Annotated in this window: 13 protein-coding genes, 4 tRNA genes and 1 pseudogene; 7 read left to right on the top strand and 11 right to left on the bottom strand. The window is 64.5% G+C overall.

The genetic code is table 11. From position 1 onward, the window contains the following. Window positions 1–73: 73 nt before the first annotated feature. The 3 genes from nirD to ACIPZ8_RS17330 form a co-directional block, all read right to left on the bottom strand. Window positions 74–436: a nitrite reductase small subunit NirD gene (nirD, locus tag ACIPZ8_RS17320; protein WP_400725520.1), complete on the bottom strand. Its 363-nt coding sequence runs from the start codon at window positions 434–436 to the stop codon at window positions 74–76. Then, window positions 436–2,985, bottom strand: coding sequence for a nitrite reductase large subunit NirB (gene nirB / locus ACIPZ8_RS17325; RefSeq protein WP_400725523.1), 2,550 nt, complete (start codon window positions 2,983–2,985; stop codon window positions 436–438). Before nirB ends, nirD begins: the two co-directional genes overlap by 1 nt. A gap of 305 nt (window positions 2,986–3,290) precedes the next feature. Then, window positions 3,291–7,301 (bottom strand): molybdopterin-dependent oxidoreductase, encoded by a 4,011-nt coding sequence (locus ACIPZ8_RS17330; RefSeq protein WP_400725526.1) that lies wholly within the window; start codon window positions 7,299–7,301, stop codon window positions 3,291–3,293. Between the two features lie 338 nt (window positions 7,302–7,639). Between ACIPZ8_RS17330 and map the strand changes: the two genes are divergently transcribed. Then, window positions 7,640–8,410 carry a type I methionyl aminopeptidase gene (gene map, locus ACIPZ8_RS17335; protein ID WP_294338860.1) on the top strand — a complete coding sequence of 257 codons (771 nt, stop codon included), beginning with the start codon at window positions 7,640–7,642 and terminating at the stop codon, window positions 8,408–8,410. Window positions 8,411–8,561: 151 nt separating this feature from the next. On the opposite strand, the gene ACIPZ8_RS17340 is transcribed toward map, so the two are convergent. The 4 genes from ACIPZ8_RS17340 to ACIPZ8_RS17355 form a co-directional block, all read right to left on the bottom strand. Beyond that, window positions 8,562–8,638, bottom strand: a tRNA-Asp gene (locus ACIPZ8_RS17340). A 13-nt stretch (window positions 8,639–8,651) separates the two neighbouring features. Continuing rightward, window positions 8,652–8,727, bottom strand: a tRNA-Val gene (locus tag ACIPZ8_RS17345). Window positions 8,728–8,897: 170 nt separating this feature from the next. Next, window positions 8,898–8,974 (bottom strand) — tRNA-Asp (locus ACIPZ8_RS17350). 13 nt (window positions 8,975–8,987) lie between these two features. Next, window positions 8,988–9,063 (bottom strand) — tRNA-Val (locus ACIPZ8_RS17355). A gap of 216 nt (window positions 9,064–9,279) precedes the next feature. Between ACIPZ8_RS17355 and rdgC the strand changes: the two genes are divergently transcribed. The 3 genes from rdgC (at window position 9,280) to sugE (ending at window position 11,746) form a co-directional block, all read left to right on the top strand. Continuing rightward, window positions 9,280–10,200: a recombination-associated protein RdgC gene (gene rdgC / locus ACIPZ8_RS17360; RefSeq protein WP_400725529.1), complete on the top strand. Its 921-nt coding sequence runs from the start codon at window positions 9,280–9,282 to the stop codon at window positions 10,198–10,200. A gap of 167 nt (window positions 10,201–10,367) precedes the next feature. Then, the gene (locus tag ACIPZ8_RS17365) at window positions 10,368–11,333 is read left to right on the top strand and encodes a bile acid:sodium symporter family protein (RefSeq protein ID WP_400725532.1); all 966 of its coding nucleotides are present in this window, start codon (window positions 10,368–10,370) and stop codon (window positions 11,331–11,333) included. Window positions 11,334–11,428: 95 nt separating this feature from the next. Further along, window positions 11,429–11,746 carry a quaternary ammonium compound efflux SMR transporter SugE gene (sugE, locus tag ACIPZ8_RS17370; protein ID WP_103449539.1) on the top strand — a complete coding sequence of 106 codons (318 nt, stop codon included), beginning with the start codon at window positions 11,429–11,431 and terminating at the stop codon, window positions 11,744–11,746. Between the two features lie 9 nt (window positions 11,747–11,755). On the opposite strand, the gene ACIPZ8_RS17375 is transcribed toward sugE, so the two are convergent. After that, window positions 11,756–13,633 (bottom strand): MFS transporter, encoded by a 1,878-nt coding sequence (locus ACIPZ8_RS17375; RefSeq protein ID WP_400725535.1) that lies wholly within the window; start codon window positions 13,631–13,633, stop codon window positions 11,756–11,758. A gap of 266 nt (window positions 13,634–13,899) precedes the next feature. Here ACIPZ8_RS17375 and ACIPZ8_RS17380 point away from each other — a divergent pair. Both ACIPZ8_RS17380 and ACIPZ8_RS17385 read left to right on the top strand, forming a co-directional pair. Next, window positions 13,900–14,964 (top strand): annotated as a pseudogene (locus ACIPZ8_RS17380) (methyl-accepting chemotaxis protein); the annotation flags it as partial. A gap of 141 nt (window positions 14,965–15,105) precedes the next feature. Next, entirely contained in the window at window positions 15,106–15,819 is a 714-nt protein-coding gene (locus tag ACIPZ8_RS17385) for a methyl-accepting chemotaxis protein (RefSeq protein ID WP_400725661.1), read from the top strand. A 60-nt stretch (window positions 15,820–15,879) separates the two neighbouring features. Here the strand turns inward: ACIPZ8_RS17385 and ACIPZ8_RS17390 are convergent, their stop codons facing one another. From ACIPZ8_RS17390 to ACIPZ8_RS17400, 3 genes are all read right to left on the bottom strand, one after another. Beyond that, complete coding sequence (locus tag ACIPZ8_RS17390; RefSeq protein WP_400725538.1) at window positions 15,880–16,713, bottom strand: amidohydrolase family protein; 834 nt, start codon at window positions 16,711–16,713, stop codon at window positions 15,880–15,882. A 21-nt stretch (window positions 16,714–16,734) separates the two neighbouring features. Continuing rightward, window positions 16,735–18,009 (bottom strand): MFS transporter, encoded by a 1,275-nt coding sequence (locus tag ACIPZ8_RS17395; RefSeq protein WP_400725541.1) that lies wholly within the window; start codon window positions 18,007–18,009, stop codon window positions 16,735–16,737. A gap of 139 nt (window positions 18,010–18,148) precedes the next feature. After that, entirely contained in the window at window positions 18,149–18,880 is a 732-nt protein-coding gene (locus ACIPZ8_RS17400; RefSeq protein WP_400725544.1) for a GntR family transcriptional regulator, read from the bottom strand. A 165-nt stretch (window positions 18,881–19,045) separates the two neighbouring features. Here ACIPZ8_RS17400 and ACIPZ8_RS17405 point away from each other — a divergent pair, with 165 nt between their 5' ends. Further along, a complete protein-coding gene (locus ACIPZ8_RS17405) occupies window positions 19,046–20,122 on the top strand; it encodes a hypothetical protein (RefSeq protein WP_400725547.1) in 1,077 nt (358 codons plus the stop codon). Window positions 20,123–20,134 lie beyond the last annotated feature (12 nt).

A 20,134-nucleotide genomic window follows, 5' to 3' on the forward strand; every position in this document is an offset into this window, starting at 1 on the left:
TGAGATCGAGCAAGAAAGTTCTCCCACAGGTCCTCCACCGTTCTCAAAAAACGGTGGAGGACCTTGCGATGCATCATGCCACCGCCAGTTCCACCGAGCCGCCATTCAACCGCACCGGCCACACCCGCAGCCGCTGCCCGGCATCTTCCAGGCATGCCCCGCTCTGCAAGCTGAAGTGCTGCTTGTACAACGGCGCCGCCACCACCAGTTCCCCCTGCAGACTACCCACCAGCCCGCGGCCGATGATATTGGCCCCCGACCGCGGATCACGGTTATCCACCGCGTAAAGGCTCTGCTCCAGCTCGGGCAGGTAGAACACCGCCACCTGCGCCCCCTCAAGCCACACCACCACGCCAGAGTCGGCCACCAGGTCATCAGCCTGGCACACCGCCTGCCAGTTCTCTTGGGTCTTCACAGCAGCATTGGACAAGTTCATCAGACAGCCTCCTCGACAGTTGGGATCAGGTGCAGCGGTGCAGCGGGCCGGCGTTGTTCGCGTTCGCGCACGAAGTGCACGTCCGGGTCGGCGCGCCGGTCGTTGACGAAGGTGCGGAAGCGCTTGAGCTTTTCAGGGTCGTTGAGGGCGTTGGCCCATTCGCACTCATACTGGTCGACCACATGCTGCATCTGCGCCTCCAGCTCGGCCGCCAGGCCCAGGCTGTCGTCGAGGATCACCTGCTTGAGGTAGTCCAGGCCGCCTTCCAGGCTTTCGCGCCAGACCGAAGTGCGCTGCAACTTGTCGGCCGTGCGGATGTAGAACATCAGCACGCGGTCGATCAGGCGCACCAGGGTTTCGTCGTCGAGGTCGGTGGCGAACAGCTCGGCGTGGCGCGGGCGCATGCCGCCGTTGCCGCAGATGTAAAGGTTCCAGCCCTTGTCGGTCGCGATCACGCCGATGTCCTTGCTCTGCGCCTCGGCGCATTCGCGGGTGCAGCCGGAGACGGCAAACTTGAGCTTGTGTGGGCTGCGCAGGCCCTTGTAGCGGTCTTCCAGGCGCAGGGCCATGGCGACGCTGTCCTGCACACCGTAGCGGCACCAGGTGCTGCCCACGCACGACTTCACCGTACGCGTCGACTTGCCGTAGGCGTGGCCGGTCTCGAAGCCGGCTGCGATCAGCTCGCCCCAGATCAGCGGCAGCTCGTGCAGCTGGGCGCCGAACAGGTCGATGCGCTGGCCACCGGTGATCTTGGTGTAGAGGTCGTACTTTTTCGCCACCTGGCCGATCACGATCAGCTTGTCAGGGGTGATCTCGCCACCCGGGATGCGCGGCACCACCGAGTAGGTGCCGTTCTTCTGCATGTTGGCCATGAAGGTGTCGTTGGTGTCCTGCAGCGGCACCAGCGCCGGGTCCATGATCGGCTGGTTCCAGCACGAGGCGAGAATCGAGCCCACTGCGGGCTTGCAGATGTCGCAGCCGACAGGGCCCTTGCCGTGGCGTTCGAGCAGTTCGTTGAAGGTGCGGATGCCCTCGACCCGCACCAGCCCATAGAGCTCCTGACGGGTGTAGGCGAAGTGTTCGCACAGGCTCTTGTCGACGGTCACGCCACGGGCGGTGAGCTCGTGCTCGAACACCTGCTTGAGCAACGCTGCACAACCGCCGCAGCCGGTGGCCGCCTTGGTGCAGCTCTTGACCGCAGCCAGGTCGCCGCAGCCGCTGTCGATGGCTGCACACACCGCGCCCTTGCTGACGTTGTGGCACGAGCAGATGGTCGCGCTATCGGGTAGCGCGTCGGCACCGAGAGCCGGTACGCCACCGCCCAGCGGCAGGATCAACGCTGCCGGGTCGGCCGGCAAGGCGATGCCGTTCTGGGCGTACTGCAGCAGGGTGTCGTAGTAGCTGTTGTCGCCCACCAGCACGGCGCCGAGCACGTGCTTGCCACTGGCATCCACCACCAGCCGGCGGTAGGCACTGTTGGCCTCGTCGATGAAGCGGTAGCTGCGCGAGCCTGGCGTGGCACCGTGGGCATCGCCGATGGAGCCGACATCCACGCCCAGCAGCTTGAGCTTGGTCGACATGTCGGCACCGGTAAATGCGTTGGCGGCTTCGCCCATCAGCAACGCTGCCAGGTTGCGCGCCATGCTGTAGCCCGGGGCGACCAGGCCGAACACGCTGCCGTTCCACGAGGCGCATTCGCCGATGGCGAAAATGCGCGGGTCGCTGCTGCGGCAGTGGTTGTCGATCACCACGCCACCCCGCGCAGCGATCTCCAGGCCGCAGGCGCGGCCAAGGGCATCCTGTGGGCGGATACCGGCCGAGAACACGATCAGGTCGGTTTCCAGGTGTTCACCGCCGTCGAAATTCATGCGGTAGCGGTAGGCTTCACCCGCGCAGATCGACTGGGTGGCGCGCGACAAGTGCACGCCCACCCCCAACGCTTCGATCTGCGCCTTGAGCGCGGCGCCGCCCTCGCCGTCCAGCTGCACCGGCATCAGCCGCGGGGCGAACTCCACCACGTGTGCCTCCAGGCCGAGGGACTTCAGCGCGTTGGCGGCTTCCAGGCCGAGCAGGCCGCCACCGACCACCACGCCACGGCGCGCTTGCCCGGCAGCGGCGCGAATGGCATCGAGGTCGTCGAGGGTGCGGTAGACCAGGCGGGCGTTGCCGCTGGAGCCCTCGATCGGAGGCACGAACGGGTAGGAACCCGTGGCCAGGACCAAATGGTCATAGCCGTAGCGGCCTTCGGCAGTCACCACCTCGCAGCGTTCGCGGTCGATTTCCAGCACCGCTTCGCCCAAGTGCAGGTGCACGCCGCTGTCGCCGTAGTAGTCCTGCCCGCAGAGGGCCAAGGTCTCGGCACAGCTGCCGGCAAAATACTCCGACAGGTGTACGCGGTCGTAGGCACGCAGGCGTTCTTCACCGAACACGTGCAGCTCGAAGCGCGCGAGGGCGCCGCGTTCGACCAGTTGCTCCACGCAATGGTGGCCGACCATGCCGTTGCCGACGATGACCAGTCGCTCTCGTTGCCCGCTCGCTGTTGCCTTCATAAGCCGATCCTCGATCAAAAAAAAAAGCGCCTGGAGCCGAAGCTCCAGGCGCCTTTGCCTGTATTCATCACGGTGGGTGGCCCGGGTTGATCGCCGTTGATCAGTGGGCTTTTTGTAACGGGGATAAAGCAGGGACTGTGCCAATCCTGTTGGCAGTGCTGGCCCTTTCGCGGGACAAGCCCGCACATACAGGGACTCCATTGGCTTTGAGTACTGCACCGTACCGTAGGAGCGGGCTTGTCCCGCGAAAGGGCCGGCACTGCCGACGCACATTTAAAGTGCAGCACTCCCCATCCTGGAGCACATCAATACACATCGCGCCGATACCGCTTGGCCTTGCTCAACGCTTCGACATAGGCATCGGCATCCACGCCTCCGTGCACGGCGATGACCTCACGCAACGCGGCATCCACATCCTTGGCCATGCGCTGGGCGTCACCACAGACATAGAAGTACGCCCCCGCCTCCAGCCACTGCCACAGCTGCGCGCCTTGCTCGAGCATGCGCTGCTGCACATAGACCTTCTCGGCCTGGTCCCGCGAGAACGCCGTATCCAGGCGCAGGTGACCACTCGCCTGCCAGGCCTGCAGCTGTGCCTGATAGTAGAAATCCGTGGCCGCATGCTGCTCGCCGAAGAACAGCCAGTTACCGCCTCTGGCGCCGCGCGCCTCGCGCTCTTCGAGGAAGGCGCGGAACGGCGCGATGCCGGTGCCGGGGCCGACCATGATCACCGGTACCGTGTCGTCCTCGGGCAAGCGGAAGTGCTTCGAGACCTGCGGATAGATCGCCACCTTCAGTGCCTGCGCCCGATCGGCGAGGAAGGTGGAGCACACGCCCTTGCGCTCGCCGTAGCGCACGGTGGAAACGGTCAGGTGCACCTGCTCCAGATGCGCCAGCGGGCTGGAACTGATCGAATACAGGCGCGGCTGCAGCGGCTTGAGCAGGTCGAGCCAGGTAGCCAGCGGCAACTGCTGAGGGAACGCCCGCAGCACATCGGCCAACTGCCGCCCCCACAGCCAGTCCTGCAGTTCGGCCTTGCACTCGGGTTGCAGCAGGCGTTGCAGGTCGGCGGCCTGCGCGCTGAACGCCTGCAGTTGCTGCGGGGTGACCTTGGCGATTTCCAGATGGCTTTCCAGGGCTTCGGCCAATGGCATCGCCGGCTGCCCCTTCAACGCCACCAGCACCTGGCCATCGAGGCGCATCAGCGCCAGCAGCTCCTCGACCAGTGCAGGGCAGTTGCGCGGCCAGACGCCCAAGGCATCGCCAGCGGCATAGGTGAGACCGCTGCCGGACAGGTCGAACACCAGCTGGCGGGTTTCCTTGCTGGCACCCGGGCCGTTGAGAAGGTGATTCTCCAGCAGCGGGGCCGACCACGGTTGCTGCTTGCTGTAGCTCGCGACTGGCGCCGGTTCACTGACCGGTGCTGGCGAGCCCGCGCTGCCGAGCTCCGGTAGCAGGGCTTCGAGCCAACCGGCGAAGGCCTCATCGAAGTCCGGTTCGCAATCGACCCGCTGCAGCAAGCGGCGCCCGCCCAGTTCGGCCAGGCGCTGGTCGAGCTTGCGGCCAAAGCCACAGAATTGGTCGTAGCTGGAGTCCCCCAGGGCCAGCACGGCATATGGCAACTCCGTGCAGCAGGCGCCCTGCTCGCCTTGCAGCGCCTGCCAGAACGCCGTGGCGCTGTCGGGCGCGTCCCCGTCGCCGAAGGTACTGGTGATCAGCACGACACTCGCGGCGCCTTGCAGCTGGCTGGGGCTGACCGTCTCCATGCAGCTGAGCTGTACCTCCAGGCCAGCGCCGCGCAGGCGCTCGGCACAACGCTCGGCAAGCGCCTCGCCATTGCCCGTCTGCGAAGCCCACAACACCTGGTGGCGCGGTGCGGCAATGGCCGGGGCGGCGCCTGGCTGCGCAAACAACCCTGCCAGCAAACCATCGACGAACAGCCGCCGTGAAGCAGCCAGCGGTGCGCTGGCCGGCAGGCTGGGCACGCCCTCGGCACGTGACTGGTCGAGGCCGAGCAGGAAGCCCTGCAGGTAATGACGCTCGTCATCGGCCAGCACCGGGGCTGGCAGGGTGTCCAGGCCAAGCAGGCGGGACAGGGTCGCGGTCGGCATGCGGGCAGGCTCCGGGATGGCAGTGTTCAGTTCAAGGGCATCGATGCGTTCGCCAGCGACCCGCTCCAGCGCCACGGCGCAATGCTTGAACGCCGGCTGCAGCGACAGCGGGTCGACTGCATCGCAGGTGACGGCATTGATCGCCAGCTGCTCGCCGATCAGGTCATTCCAGTGGAACGGCGCAAAGCAGTTGCCGGGCATGACCCGGTCGCTGAGGCGCGCCGGCAGCACGGCCCGGCCGCGACGTGAGCGAATGGCAACCTGGTCCTTGTCGGCGATGCCCAGGCGGGCAGCATCTTCGGGGTGGATTTCAACAAAGGGCCCGGGCTCCAGCTTGTTCAGCGCTGGAACCTTGCCGGTCTTGGTCAGGGTGTGCCACTGGTGCTGCACGCGGCCGGTGTTGAGCACCAGCGGGTAGTCGGCGTCTGGCAGCTCGGGCGCCGGCAGCCAGGGCCGGGCAAAGAAGCGTGCCTTGCCGCTGGCGGTGGGGAACGCCAGGGCCGGCGCATTGCCCTCGGCATCGCGCAACAGGTGCTGGCTGCTACCGTCGTTCAGGTAACGCAGCGGGCTGCGGTCATCTGCGCGGCCCGGCGCGCAGGGCCATTGCCGTGGGCTGTGGCGCAACTGCTCGTAGCCGATGCCGCGCAGGTCGTAACCGCTGGCGGGGTTCCAGAAGCGTCGGATCTCGTCGTACACCGCCTCGGCGTCAGGGTAATCGAAGGCCTCGGCGTAGCCCATGGCACAGGCGACCCGGGCGATGATCTGCCAATCCGCCAGGCTCTGGCCCGGGGCCTGGACCGCTTGTGCCATCAGCGTCAGGTTGCGCTCGCTGTTGATCATCACGCCCTCGCCTTCGGCCCACAGCGCGGCGGGCAGGAGGATGTCGGCGTAGCGGTTGGTCTCGGTGTCGAGAAAGGCGTCCTGGGTAATCACCAGCTCGGCCTGGCGCAGACCGTCAATCACTTGCTGGCGGTTGGCGACGCTGGCCACCGGGTTGCTGCAGATCACCCAGCAGGCTTTCACCTCGCCGGCTTTCATCTGCTCGAACAGCGCGATCGTGCCCTCACCACCTTCGCTACGCAGGCTGCCCGGTTGCAGGCGCCATTGCTCCTCGACGAAGGCGCGGTCCGCCGCCACCAGCGCCGAACGCTGGCCCGGCAGGCCCGGGCCCATGTAGCCCATCTCGCGGCCGCCCATGGCATTGGGCTGACCGGTCAGGGAAAACGGCCCGCTGCCGGGGCGGCAGATGGCGCCGGTGGCCAGGTGCAGGTTGCACAGGGCGTTGCTGTGCCAGGTGCCGTGGATGCTCTGATTGAGGCCCATGGTCCAGCAGCTCATCCACTCCTCGGCGGTGCCGATCCATTCTGCTGCCTGGCGGATGTCGGCCTCACGCAGACCGGTGATGGCAGCCACGCGCTCCGGGGTGTAATCGTCGAGAAAGGCCGGCAGCTCGCCCCAGCCTTCGGTGTGACGGGCAATGAACGTGGGGTCGGTGTGGCCGTTGTGGTGCAGCAGGTGCAGCAGGCCGTTGAGCAGGGCCATGTCAGTGCCGGGGCGCACCTGCAGGAACAGGTCGGCCTTGTCGGCGGTGGCGGTGCGCCGCGGGTCGACGACGATCAGTCTGGCGCCAGCCTTGACCCGGTCGAGCAGGCGCAGGAACAGGATCGGGTGGCAGTCGGCCATGTTCGCGCCGATCACCAGGAACACTTCGGCGTGGTCGAAATCCTGGTAGCTGCCGGGCGGGCCGTCGGCGCCGAGCGACAGTTTGTAGCCACTGCCGGCACTGGCCATGCACAGCCGCGAGTTGGACTCGATATGCCGGGTGCGGATGAACCCCTTGGCCAGCTTGTTGGCCAGGTACTGGGCTTCCAGCGACATCTGCCCGGACACATACAGCGCCACGGCGTCCGCGCCGTGCTGGTCGATGATGCCGCGCAGGCGCTCGCCGGCCTGGGCAATGGCCTGATCCAGGCTGCTGCGCGCCGGCTGCTGGCTGCGTTGCTGGCGCAGGTAAGCGTCTTCCATGCGCCCGGCGGCGGTCAGGGGCAGGTGCGCGGTGAGGCCCTTGGTGCACAGGCGGCCGAAGTTGCTCGGGTGTTGCTTGTCGCCGCTGATCTTGCTGACCTTGCCGTCCTTGATGCTCATGACGATGCCGCAACCGACGCCACAGTAGGGGCATACGCTGCGTACTTCGCTTGTGGCCATGGGCGGTCTCCCCTTTCAGGAACGCAAAAAGGCGCCGGCTGCCCAGGCTTGCAAAGCAAGCGGGGCAACACGGCGCCTTTGTCGTGAGGTTTCTGGGCTGTCGACGTTGATAGCCCTGGATGGCGGTCATTCAGCAATTAGTGGGCCAGCTGTGCCGGCCCTTTCGCGGGCAAGCCCGCTCCTACAGGAATCGAGAGGCTCCGAGCGCACGGATATCCTGTAGGAGCGGGCTTGCCCCGCGAAGAGGCCGGTACAGGCAGCGCACCACGCGGTGGCAAGCGAGTGACCCATGGCGCTATGCTGGGGCAATTTTCAGCAAGAGCTACAGCCCGCATTCCATGTCCAAGGTGATCCTCAAGACCCCCGCCCAACTCGAACTGATGCGCAACGCCGGCCGTCTGTTGGCCCAGGTGTTCGCCGAACTCGACAGTTTCATCCGCCCCGGCGTGACCACGATGCAGATCAACGACCGCGCCGAGGCATTCATCGTCGATACCCTCAAGGCCCGCCCGGCCAGCAAAGGCCAGTACGGCTTCCCCTACTCGCTCAATACCTCGGTGGACCATGTGGTCTGCCACGGCATCCCCAAGGTCGATGAAGTGCTGAAGGAAGGCTCGATCATCAACGTCGACATCACCCTCGAACAGGGCGGTTACATTGCCGACTCGTCGAAGATGTACAGCATCGGGGCGATCAGCGAAGACGCGCAGCGGTTGGTCGACACCACTTACGATGCGCTATGGAAAGGCATCGAACAGGTACGCCCCGGGGCGACGCTGGGGGACATCGGCCACGCCATCCAGGCCCATGCCGAAGCGGCCGGCTACAGCGTGGTACGCGAATACTGCGGCCATGGCATCGGCCAGCAGATGCACGAAGGGCCCGAGGTGCTGCATTTCGGCCTGCGCGGCATGGGCATGAAGTTGCAGCCCGGCATGGTGTTCACCATCGAACCCATGATCAACCAGGGCGGGCGCGGGACGCGGACGCTGAAGGATGGCTGGACGGTGATTACCCGGGACCACTGCCTGTCGGCACAGTGGGAGCATACGGTGGCGGTGACCGAGGACGGGGTCGAGGTGCTGACGTTGCGGGAAGAAGAGCGTTAGAGCTGATACTGCGGGGACCGCTTTGCGGTCCTTTCGCGACACGAGGCCGCTCCTACAAGAAGAGCGCGCATGGCGTAGAAACAAAAAAAGCGACCCGAGGGTCGCTTTTTTTGTGGCTTCCGGGTGTTCAGTGGGCCCTGGAAGCGGAATATGGCGCAGCGGACGGGACTCGAACCCGCGACCCCCGGCGTGACAGGCCGGTATTCTAACCGACTGAACTACCGCTGCGCTAATCAACGAGTGGTGGGTGATGACGGGATCGAACCGCCGACCCTCTGCTTGTAAGGCAGATGCTCTCCCGGCTGAGCTAATCACCCATTCGTCTCGGTGAGGCGCGCATTCTACGGACGAACCAGCAGCCTGGCAAGCCATTGATGCAACTTTTTCGCAAAAATTATCATTGGCAAATTTCGGGCACAAAAAAAGCGACCCTAAGGTCGCTTTCTTTGTTACTTCCGGGTGTTCAGTGGGCCCTGGAAGTGGAATATGGCGCAGCGGACGGGACTCGAACCCGCGACCCCCGGCGTGACAGGCCGGTATTCTAACCGACTGAACTACCGCTGCGCTATACATCGAGTGGTGGGTGATGACGGGATCGAACCGCCGACCCTCTGCTTGTAAGGCAGATGCTCTCCCGGCTGAGCTAATCACCCTTCGTCTCGGTGTGGCGCGCATTCTACGGACGGCCTGCCACCCTGGCAAGCACTTTTTTAATTTTTCTTAAAAAAAATTCCAAGCCTTTCAAAGACCTAGCGCAGGCGGGGCTTTTCTTCCCTTATATGACCCTGCTGGCCCTCTGACAGGGTTGGCCTCGGAGCACTGCTCGGAGAATAATGCCCGCCTTATGCATTAAGGAGAGATTGCCCCCCATGTGGTTCAAGAACCTGCTGTCCTACCGCCTGACCCAGGAAGTACCGTTCGAGCCTGAAGCGCTGGAAGCCGCCCTGGCCACCAAACCGGCCCGCCCCTGCGCCAGCCAGGAGCTGACCACCTATGGTTTCATCGCGCCATTCGGCAAGGGCGAAGACGCTCCCCTGGTGCACGTCAGCGGCGAATTCCTGCTGGTTGCCGCGCGCAAGGAAGAACGCATCCTGCCAAGCAGCGTGGTCAACGATGCGGTGAAGGAGAAGGTCGAAGAGATCGAGACCGAGCAGATGCGCAAGGTCTACAAGAAAGAGCGCGATCAGATCAAGGACGAGATCATCCAGGCCTTCCTGCCCCGCGCGTTCATTCGCCGCTCGATGATCTTCGCCGCCATCGCCCCGCGCCTGGGCATGATCCTGGTCAACTCGGCCAGCGCCAAGCGCGCCGAAGACCTGCTGTCGACCCTGCGCGAAGTGATGGGCTCGCTGCCGGTGCGCCCGGTCACCGTGAAGATCGCACCGACCGCGACCATGACCGACTGGGTCAAGTCGCAACAGGCTGCCGAAGGTTTCTATGTACTGGACGAGTGCGAGCTGCGGGACACCGCCGAAGACGGCGGCATTGTGCGCTGCAAGCGCCAGGACCTGACCAGCGAGGAAATCCAGCTGCACCTGAGCACCGGCAAGGTGGTCACCCAGCTGGCCCTGGCCTGGCAGGACAAGCTGTCGTTCGTGCTCGACGACAAGATGGTGATCAAGCGCCTGAAGTTCGAGGAGCTGCTGCAGGAGCAGGCCGAACAGGACGGTGGCGATGAGGCTGCGCAACAGTTCGATGCCAGCTTCCAGCTGATGATGATGACCTTTGCCGAGTTCCTGCCGGCGCTGTTTGAAGTGCTTGGTGGCGAAGAGATTCCGCAAGGGGTCTGAGTTGCTTGATCTGCCGGTGCTGGCCTGAGCGTGATCTTCTGTCAGTACCGGCCTCATCGCGGGCAAGCCCGCTCCTACAGGGTGCAGCATTACCTGTGTAGGAGCGGGCTTGCCCGCGATAAGTCCCGTGAAATTCACAAAGCTATAAATAGAAAAGGACTTGCCCCATGCGTGCCCTCGCCGCCCTCAGCCGCTTCGTCGGCAACACCTTCGCCCTGTGGGTGCTGGTGTTCGCCGTGCTGGCCTTCCTGATGCCCCAGTGGTTCATCGCCCTCAAGGTGGCCATCGTGCCACTGCTGGGCCTGGTGATGTTCGGCATGGGCCTGACCCTCAAGCTCGACGACTTCGCCGCCCTCGCCCGCCAGCCCTGGCGAGTGGCCCTGGGCGTGGTGGCGCACTTCGTGATCATGCCGGGCATGGCCTGGCTGCTGTGCCAGCTGTTCCACCTGCCGGCGGAAATCGCCGTGGGCGTGATCCTGGTCGGTTGCTGCCCGAGCGGCACGGCGTCGAACGTGATGGTCTGGCTGTCCAAGGGCGACCTGGCGCTGGCGGTGGCGATCGCTGCAGTGACCACCCTCCTCGCCCCGCTGCTGACCCCGGCACTGATCTGGTTCCTCGCATCCGCCTGGCTGCCGGTGTCCTTCATGGACATGTTCTGGTCGATCCTGCAGCTGGTGATGCTGCCGATCGTGCTCGGCGTGCTGGCCCAGCGCTTGCTGGGCGCGCGGGTGCAGATGGCGGTGCAGGTGCTGCCACTGGTGTCGGTGGTGAGCATCGTGATGATCGTCTGTGCGGTGGTGGCGGCCAGCCAGGCCAAGATCGCCGAATCCGGTTTGCTGATCATGGCGGTGGTGGTGCTGCACAACACCTTTGGCTATCTGCTGGGTTATCTCACCGGCCGGCTCTGCAACCTGCCGCTGGCCCAGCGCAAGTCGCTGGCGCTGGAGGTGGGCATGCAGAACTCGGGGCTCGGGGCGGCGCTGGCGGCAGCGCATTTCTCGCCGCTGGCGGCGGTGCCGAGCGCGTTGTTCAGCGTCTGGCACAACATCTCCGGGGCGCTGCTGTCGACCTGGTTCCGGCGGATGGAGGAGCCTTCGGCCGCAGCTGAAGAGGTTGAGCCGGCCAGGCATTGATGTGTACCCTGATGGCCACTGTGAGGACGACCTCACGACGCACGGCGTGACCATCCCGGGGACGGCCCCATCATTTGCAACGATGGAGACGCATCATGTCCTGGATTATCCTGTTCTTCGCCGGCCTGTTCGAGGTCGGCTGGGCCGTCGGCCTGAAATACACCGACGGCTTCAGCAAGCCCCTGCCTACCGTGCTCACCGTCGCCGCCATGGCCATCAGCCTGGGCCTGCTGGGCCTGGCCATGAAGGAACTGCCGCTGGGCACCGCCTATGCCATCTGGACCGGCGTCGGCGCCGTCGGCACGGTGATCGCCGGGATCATCCTGTTCGGCGAGTCGATGGCCCTGGTGCGCCTGGCCAGCGTGGCGCTGATCGTCACCGGCCTGATCGGCCTGAAAGTCAGCGCCAGCTGATCCCCGTCCTTATCGCAGGCCGCCGCGCAAGCGGCTGACCTGCTCACGCAAGGCGTCTGGCTGCGCCGCCTCCACCGGGATGGCGGCGCCCGCCACGATGGTCACCCGCGACCACAGGCGCTTGAAGAAGCCCTTGGCCGGGTCGCGGCTGAAAAAGCTCCCCCACAGGCCCTGCAGTGCCAGCGGAATCACCGGCACCGGGGTTTCTTCGAGGATGCGGCTGACGCCCCCCTTGAACACGTCTATCTCGCCGTCGCCCGTCAGCTTGCCCTCCGGGAAGATGCACACCAGTTCACCGTCCGCCAGGTATTCAGCAATACGGGCGAAGGCTCGCTCGTAGGTGGCCTGGTCTTCGTTGCGCCCGGCAATCGGAATGGCGCCCGCCGTGCGGAACACGAAGTTGAGCACCGGCAAGTTGTAGATCCTGTAGTACATGACGAAGCGGATCGGCCGGCGGATCGCCCCGCCCAGCAGCAGCGCATCGACGAACGATACGTGGTTGCACACCAGCAGCGCCGCGCCTTCGTCAGGGATGCGTTCGAGGTCGCGGTGCTGCACGCGGTACATCGAGTGGCTGAGCAGCCAGATCAGGAAGCGCATGGTGAATTCGGGCACGATCCTGAAGATGTAGGCATTGACCAACACGTTCAACAGCGACACCACCAGGAACAGCTGTGGAATGCTCAGCTTGAGCACGCTCAGCAGGACGATGGTGAAGATCGCCGAGACCACCATGAACAGGGCATTGAGGATGTTGTTGGAGGCGATCACCCGGGCCCGCTGATCCTCGGCGGTGCGTGCCTGGATCAGGGCGTACAACGGCACGATGTAGAAACCGCCGAACACGCCGAGGCCGACGATCGACACCAGGATCCACCAGGCCTGGTGCATGCCCAGCAGCGCCAGCCAGTCGTGCGGCTGGGCGCCAGCCGGCACGTCACCCGAGTGCCACCACCAGAGCAGGCCGAACAGGGTCAGGCCGAACGAGCCGAACGGCACCAGGCCGATTTCCACCTTGCGCCCACTGAGGCGTTCACACAGCAGCGAACCGAGGGCAATGCCCACCGAGAACAGGGTCAGCACCAGGGTCACTGCAGTCTCGTCACCGTGCAGCCACTCCTGGGCGTAGGTCGGGATCTGGGTCAGGTAGATGGCGCCGACGAACCAGAACCACGAGTTGCCGACGATCGAACGCGACACCGCCGGGGTCTGCCCCAGGCCCATGCGCAGGATCACCCACGACTGCTTGAAGATGTTCCAGTCCAGCGTCATCTGCGGCGATGCAGCCGCGGCCCGCGGGATCCAGCGGCTGGCCAGGTAGCCCAGCACGGCAGTGCCGACCACGCCACCAGCCACCACCGTGGCATAGCTGTCGGTGGCCATCATCACCCCGGCGCCAATGGTGCCGACCAGGATGGCGAGGAAGGTGCCCATCTCGACCAGGCCGTTGCCCCCCACCAGCTCTTCTTCACGCAGGGCCTGGGGCAGGATCGAGTACTTCACCGGGCCGAACAGCGCCGAGTGGGTGCCCATGCCGAACAGCGCCACCAGCATCAGTGTGAGGTGGTTGGTGACGAAGCCGAGGGCGCCGACCGCCATGATGACGATTTCGGCCAGCTTGATCGCGCGGATCAGCGCGTCCTTGGCGAACTTCTCGCCGAACTGCCCGCCCAGCGCCGAGAACAGGAAGAACGGCAGGATGAACAGCAGCGCGCAGAGGTTGACCCAGATCGAACGGTCACCGTCGCCCAGGCTGAGCTTGAACAGGATCGCCAGGATCAGCGACTGCTTGAACAGGTTGTCGTTGAAGGCACCCAGCAGCTGGGTGACGAAGAACGGCAGGAATCGCCGCTTGCCGAGCAAGGTGAATTGCGAGGGGTGACTCATCGTCCTTGTTCCTGAGTGTCTTTTGTCATTGGAGGCGCGCGGAGCGCTGCAAGCCACAAATCTGCACGGGAAAGCCTGCGCCTGGCAAGGAACACGGGGCAATACAGGAACCCGCTCTCAACTTGATATCACGGTGACATTAATTTCATCGCAATCACTGTTCAGATTTCGTCACACTCGCCGATAACTCATATAGATGACTATATCTAACAGAAGGAACAGACCTCAGGTCTCCTCCAACGCACAAGAAAAGGAGCTCAGCAGTAATGTTTACCTGGTTCGGCGACCTCAGGATCGCCCATAAACTCTTCCTCGGTTTCGGCCTGGTGCTGTGCCTGACACTCGTGCAGTCGCTGATCAGCTGGGAGGGCCTGGGCAGCCTGGTACGGCGCAGCGAGGTGGTCAGCGATGTGTCCCGCCTCAACGACGCCCTCGGCGACCTGCGCGAAGCGCGCTTGCGTCACGCCATGGCCAACGGCGCCTCTGCCGAAAGCAAGCAGCTGCAAGCTGCGCTGGAGGCATTCAAGCCAACACTGGAAAAGCTGCGCGAAGTGATGATCAAGGCGCAGACCCATGCGCTGATCAATACCGCCGACCAGGCACTGCAGGGCTACAGCAGCAACCAGGCCGCCAGTTTCCGCTCCTATGAAAAAATGCGCGCCGCGCAGAAGCAAATGGGCGTGCTGGCCACCCAGTCGTTTGCCAGCATCGAGCAGATTCGCAATCAGGTACGTGCCCTGCCCGATGCCGAGCAGCGGTTCGTGCGCATCGAGGCGATCAACCAGATTCGCGAAAACCTGATCCTGCTGCGCTACCACGTTCGCGGTTATACCGGTAACACCAATGCCGAGACCGAGAAACTGATGAACGCCCAGATCGCCACCACGGTGAACGATCTGCCTGGGCTGGTCGCCCGCTTCAACGGCAATTTCCCGCAGCATTTCCAGCAACTGGAGCAGCAGATACACGCCTATGCCAAGGCCGTCGAGGCGTTCCGTGGCGAGGTCAGCAACCTGGTGGGCTACCGTGCCGCCATGGCCAACGACATCGAAACCCTCAACGGCGTCATCGGCCAGTTGCTGGATGACCAGGCTGTGCTGGTCGCCAGGGACAGCCACTTCGCTCGCACCCTGCAAATCGCCACCACCCTGCTCGCCTTGCTGATCGGCGCGCTGGCTGCCGTGATCATTGCCCGGCAGATCAGCCAGCCGCTGCGCCAGGCACTCAAGGCCATGGAACAGGTGGCTGCCGGTGACCTCAGCGCACAACCGGCCAGTCGCCGCCGCGACGAAGTCGGCCAGTTGCAGAACGCCCTGCAGGGCATGACCCGCAACCTGCGCGAGCTGATCGCCCAGGTGCGCGATGGCATTTCGCAGATCGCCAGCGCCACCGAGGAGCTTTCGGCGATCACCGAGCAGACCAGCGCTGGCGCCAACAACCAGAAGGTGGAAACCGACCAGGTGGCCACAGCCATGCAGGAAATGGCTGCCACCGTGCATGAAGTGGCGCGCAATGCCGGCGAAGCTTCTGCGGCCGCCAGTGCCACCGACGACGAAGCCCGCGAAGGCGACGGCGTGGTCAACCGCGCCGTCGCCCAGATCAGTCGCCTGGCCAGCCAGGTAGAGGCCACTGGCGAAGCCATGGGAGCGCTGCGCACCGAGAGCCAGCGCATCGGCAAGGTCATGGATGTGATCAAGGCCGTGGCCGAACAGACCAACCTGCTGGCGCTCAATGCCGCCATCGAAGCAGCGCGGGCCGGTGAAGCGGGCCGTGGTTTTGCCGTAGTGGCGGACGAAGTGCGCAGCCTGGCACAGCGTACCCAGGCGTCGACACTGGAGATTGAGTCGGCGATCGGCAGCCTTGAGGACGGCACCCGTTCGGTGAGCGAATTGATGGAGCAGAGCCAGAGTCTGACCGAAAGCAGCGTGGCGCTGGTGCGTGAGGCCGGGGTGGCGCTGGAGGGGATTACCCAGCGAGTGTCGGGAATTCAGCTGATGAACCAGCAGATTGCGGCGGCTTCGGAGCAGCAGAGCGCAGTGGCTGAAGAGATCAGCCGCAGCGTGGTGACAGTGCGGGATATTTCCGAACAGACCGCCGAGGCCAGTCAGCAGACTTCGGTGTCCAGCGTGGAGCTGGCGCGCTTGGGTGGGCAGTTGCAGCAGATGATCAGCCGGTTCCGGTTCTGATTTTCCTGTGCCGGGCTCTTCGCGGGGCATGCCCGCGAAGAGCCCGGCACAGGCATCCGATCATTCGAAGCCGAACAGTGCCTGTGCAGTACCCACCAGCAACGCCCGATGCAATTCAGCCGAGCACCCCAGGGCCTCGAACTGTTCGACCGCCGTGCTAAAGCTCACCGCCGACTCATGCTGGGTATGCGGCCAGTCACTGCCCCACATCAACCGTTCGGCACCATAGTGGGCCTCAAGCGCACACAGGGCCTGGCGTGCAAATGCCAGGTTCTGCTCCGGCGTGCCTTCCAGCCGGTAGATACCCGATACCTTGACCCACACCTTGCCCTTGCCGCCCAGCGTCAACAGCTCGGCAAAACCCGGCTGCCCCAGGCCCAGACGGGCATCGGGGCGACCAAAGTGATCGACGACGATATCCAGGCCATAAGGCTCGAGCGCCCGCACCAGTGCAGGAACGTCCGCGACATGGCGGTGCAGTTCCAGATGCCAGCCCTGTTCACCGATGCGCTCCAGCAAAGGCCGCCACTCGGCGCCCGTCAGATCTGGCAGCCCCTGCCCCATGAGGTTCAGGCGCACGCCCCTGACCCCAAGCCGATCCATCTCCTGCAGCGTCTCGCGCTCGACGTCCCGGTCAAGCATCACCACCCCGCGCAGTTGCCCCGGCACGGTTTGCAGGGCGCTGAGCAGGTAGCGGTTGTCGGTGCCCAGGAAGCTGGGCTGCACCAGTACGCCGTGGCTGAAACCGTGGGCCAGCAACTGGCCCAGGTAATCGCCCAGCGGTGCATCGTAGCTGGGGGCATAACGCCGCTCGCTGGCCAGGTTCAGCCCACGGCTGAAGACGTGGGCATGGCTGTCGATGGCGGTCAGGTGTGGAGCAGGAACGTCGGGCATGGTTTTCACAGAACAGTCAGGTTACTTGGCGACAGCGCCAGCCATTGCCGGTGCTGGCGTGGCCTCAAGGTTGCGGCCACGGGTTTCCGGCAGGCACAGCGCGGCGAGCATGGCCACGCCGTAGGCGATGCCAGCATCGATACCGATCGCGCTACCCAGCGACATGGATTCGCTCATGTGGCCGACCAGGAACGGGAACACCGCCGACAGCACGCGGCCGAAGTTGTAGCAGAAGCCGACTCCGGCGCCGCGCACGTCGGCGGGGTACAGCTCGTTGAAGAATGCTCCCAGGCTGGCCGGGATGCCGGCGGCGAAGAAGCCCAGCGGGAAGCCGAGGAACAGCATCTGGGTATTGGTCAGCGGGAAGAACACATAGGCCTGCACGGTGAGCACGCAGCACAGCGCGAACAGCAGGATGTTCCTGCGACGGCCGATGCGGTCGATCAGCAGGCCGCTGACCACGCAACCACACCAGAAGGCAAAGATGATCACCGCCAGGTAGCCACCGGAGTTCAGGACCGACAAGTTGCGTTCGGTCTTGAGGAAGGTCGGCAGCCAGGTCATCACCGCGTGGTAACCACCGTGGGCACCCAGGCCCAGCAGGCCGCCAAGCAGGGTCACGCGCAGCAGTTCCGGGCGGAAGATGCCGGCCATGGACTTGAAGAAGCTGCCGGGAATGGCCTTCTCCTTCTGCAGGCGCTGGAAGCTGTCCGGCTCCGGCACGTTGCGGCGCACCCAGATGATCAGCAGCGACGGCAGCAAGCCGACGAAGAACATCACCCGCCAGGCGTACTCAGCCGGCACCAGCGAATAGATCAGGGTGAACAGGCCCACCGCCAGGCCCCAGCCCACGGCCCAGGCACTCTGCACGGTGCCCATGACCTTGCCGCGGTATTTCGGATTGATGGTCTCGGCCATCAGCACCGCGCCGGCCGCCCACTCGCCACCGATGCCGAAGCCCTGCATGGCCTTGACCAACAGCAGCGGGTAGAACCCGGTGACGAACGCCGAGAGGAAGGTGAAGAAGGAGAACCAGAGGATCATCCACTGCAGGGTCCGCACGCGCCCATAACGGTCCGACAAGGTTCCGCCGAGCCAACCACCGATCGCCGAGGTAACCAGGGTCAGGCCGCTGATCAGGCCGGCATCGCCCTTGGTCAGGGAGAACGCGGCGATCAGCGCGGGGATGGCGAGGCCGAACATTTGCACTTCAAGCGCATCGAGCGACCAGCCACCGAAACAGGCCCAGAACGTCTTGCGTTCCCGTGAAGTGATCTGGCGGTACCAGCTGAACATGATTGTTATCCTTCTAGTCGTGTGTGTTACGGCCGGGCGTGCCGAAGCGCTTGGCACGCTGGCGACCGGGCAGGCGAAGCCACTGCGCCGTGGCAGAACGGCGCAGACGGGTAACGGGCGAAGCGGCCGGCTTAGCGGCTCAGCGAATGTCGACGCGGTAGCGGAAGTGCTGCGCGTGGCCGCGCGAGCGGCGCCATTCCAACGGCTTGCCGGCGTAATCGCGGGCCAGGCGCTCGATCACCACCACCGGGCTGTCGGCCGGCAGTTGCAACAGGCGGCCATGGGCCGCATCGACCGCTTCAGCGGTCAGGGTCTCTTCGGCGTAGGCGACCACCTGACCGCACAGCTCCTCGTAGATCGGGTAGAGCAGCGGGCCTTTGCTGTCCAGCTCGACGTCGAGCAGCGGCTGGAAGGTCTGGCGCGGCAGCCAGATTTCCTCGGCGAGCACTGGCTGGGCACCGAGCAGACGGGTACGGACAATGCGGATGACCTCGGCCTCGGCGGCCAGGCCCAGGGCCTGGGCAACGGCCGAAGGCGCCGGTACCGGCTCGATCGAGAGGATGCGGCTTTCCGGCATCAGCCGCTCGCCAGTGGCGCTTTCGAAGCGGAAGAAGCGGAACAGCGAAGACTGGAACTGCGGGCGGCGGATGAAGGTGCCGCGGCCCTGTTGACGCTCCAGCACGCCTTCGGCGACCAGCACGTCGACAGCCTTGCGCACGGTGCCGACGGACATGTCGAACTCGGTGGCCAGGGCGGCCTCGGTGGGAATGGCCTCGCCCGGGCGCCAGCGGTTGTTGGCGATCTGCTCGATCAGGTGATCGCGCAGCTGTTGGTAGCGTGGCAGTCGAGCATCACCGGACAGTGGGTGCATGGGTCGGGTCTCGTCTTGTTATCTAAACATATATATGAATTATTGCCAGAGTATTCCCGGTGACCGAAAGGCTGTCAATCCTCCGCTGGTCACCCTGGCGCATGGACAAAAAGGCCGGGGATGGCAGAATGCCTCCAGCCTTTGCACTGATGGAGCAGTTCAACCGTGTCGATAACCCATAACGAGCGCCTGGAAGCGGCCATCATCGCCGCCAGGGAAATGACCGAGGCCGCCACGAGCAAAGATGAGTTGCTGCAGGTAGTGGCGTCCTTGCGCGATTTTCAGGGTGGGCTGCGTTTCGAGAACACTGGCGATTGGCGCAAGGCATTGATGTACGCCGCGCTGTCGCTCGGCTCGTTACTTTTGGGGGGTGCCTGGGCCCAAGGACTGGTGCAGTTGAACGGTGATCCAGGAGTGATCAAGGCGTCGATGATCATTTGCATCCTGATCTTTGCAGGAGCGGCTTACGCCAAGTGGAAGGGCACGCCCACCAGCGAGGAATGGCTGCCGGAGCTTTCTTATCAAATCGCCCAGCGGGCGGGCATGATCGAGGCAGGGATTCGCCCCATCAGCACGCCGCCCGAGCACATCCTTTCGCGCCTTTCCGACCACTTCGCCGATTACCTGAGGGGCGATCACAGCAGTGAAATCATCGGTGCCTTCGAGGGTCGCCATGAAGGGGAACGGCATACCTTCCATTTCAGTTACTTCAATCTGGAGTATGTCGATGAGCGGCAGGAGCGGCACAGCACTGGCGGTGGCAACTACGAAACCAGGACCGTTCACGACCATTACAACCGCTTCAGCCTGGTCGTCGAATTCCCATGGGTGCGCGGCATTGCGGTACGCACTGACGAACAGGAAGATGTCGATTTCGACTACCTGTATGAAACGCCTTCCATCGAGTTCGAGGATACCTTCTACCTGACCGGTATCACCCGCAAGGTCTGCGCCCGCTTCGCCAAGCCCGAGACAATCGAGCACTTGCTGGAACTGGAGGCAAACCTGATCGACATGAACCTGGAGTTTTCCGAAGAAGGCGGCGAGTTGTGCATCAGCTTCGAGGATGACGACCTGATGGGTGTCGAACTGCCTTGCGACCTGAGCAGCACGGAACAGTTCTACGCCCACATCGAAGCCGGGGTCAGCCTGGACGAGCTGAAATGGCTGCTGGATGCGCTGCACACGCTGGCCTGCCTGCATGACAACCTGCTCGAAAGCCCTGCGACGGCTTCACACTGAACAGGCGCGGCA

The organism is Pseudomonas sp. NPDC089422 (assembly GCF_044749405.1).
Taxonomy (GTDB): Bacteria; Pseudomonadota; Gammaproteobacteria; order Pseudomonadales; family Pseudomonadaceae; genus Aquipseudomonas.

Bases quoted from the DNA above. Each gene is read 5' to 3' on its own strand.
- nirD (WP_400725520.1), bottom strand. From the start codon at position 436: ATGAACTTGTCCAATGCTGCTGTGAAGACCCAAGAGAACTGGCAGGCG.
- nirB (WP_400725523.1), bottom strand. From the start codon at position 2,985: ATGAAGGCAACAGCGAGCGGGCAACGAGAGCGACTGGTCATCGTCGGC.
- ACIPZ8_RS17330 (WP_400725526.1), bottom strand. From the start codon at position 7,301: ATGGCCACAAGCGAAGTACGCAGCGTATGCCCCTACTGTGGCGTCGGT.
- map (WP_294338860.1), top strand. From the start codon at position 7,640: ATGTCCAAGGTGATCCTCAAGACCCCCGCCCAACTCGAACTGATGCGC.
- rdgC (WP_400725529.1), top strand. From the start codon at position 9,280: ATGTGGTTCAAGAACCTGCTGTCCTACCGCCTGACCCAGGAAGTACCG.
- ACIPZ8_RS17365 (WP_400725532.1), top strand. From the start codon at position 10,368: ATGCGTGCCCTCGCCGCCCTCAGCCGCTTCGTCGGCAACACCTTCGCC.
- sugE (WP_103449539.1), top strand. From the start codon at position 11,429: ATGTCCTGGATTATCCTGTTCTTCGCCGGCCTGTTCGAGGTCGGCTGG.
- ACIPZ8_RS17375 (WP_400725535.1), bottom strand. From the start codon at position 13,633: ATGAGTCACCCCTCGCAATTCACCTTGCTCGGCAAGCGGCGATTCCTG.
- ACIPZ8_RS17385 (WP_400725661.1), top strand. From the start codon at position 15,106: ATGCAGGAAATGGCTGCCACCGTGCATGAAGTGGCGCGCAATGCCGGC.
- ACIPZ8_RS17390 (WP_400725538.1), bottom strand. From the start codon at position 16,713: ATGCCCGACGTTCCTGCTCCACACCTGACCGCCATCGACAGCCATGCC.
- ACIPZ8_RS17395 (WP_400725541.1), bottom strand. From the start codon at position 18,009: ATGTTCAGCTGGTACCGCCAGATCACTTCACGGGAACGCAAGACGTTC.
- ACIPZ8_RS17400 (WP_400725544.1), bottom strand. From the start codon at position 18,880: ATGCACCCACTGTCCGGTGATGCTCGACTGCCACGCTACCAACAGCTG.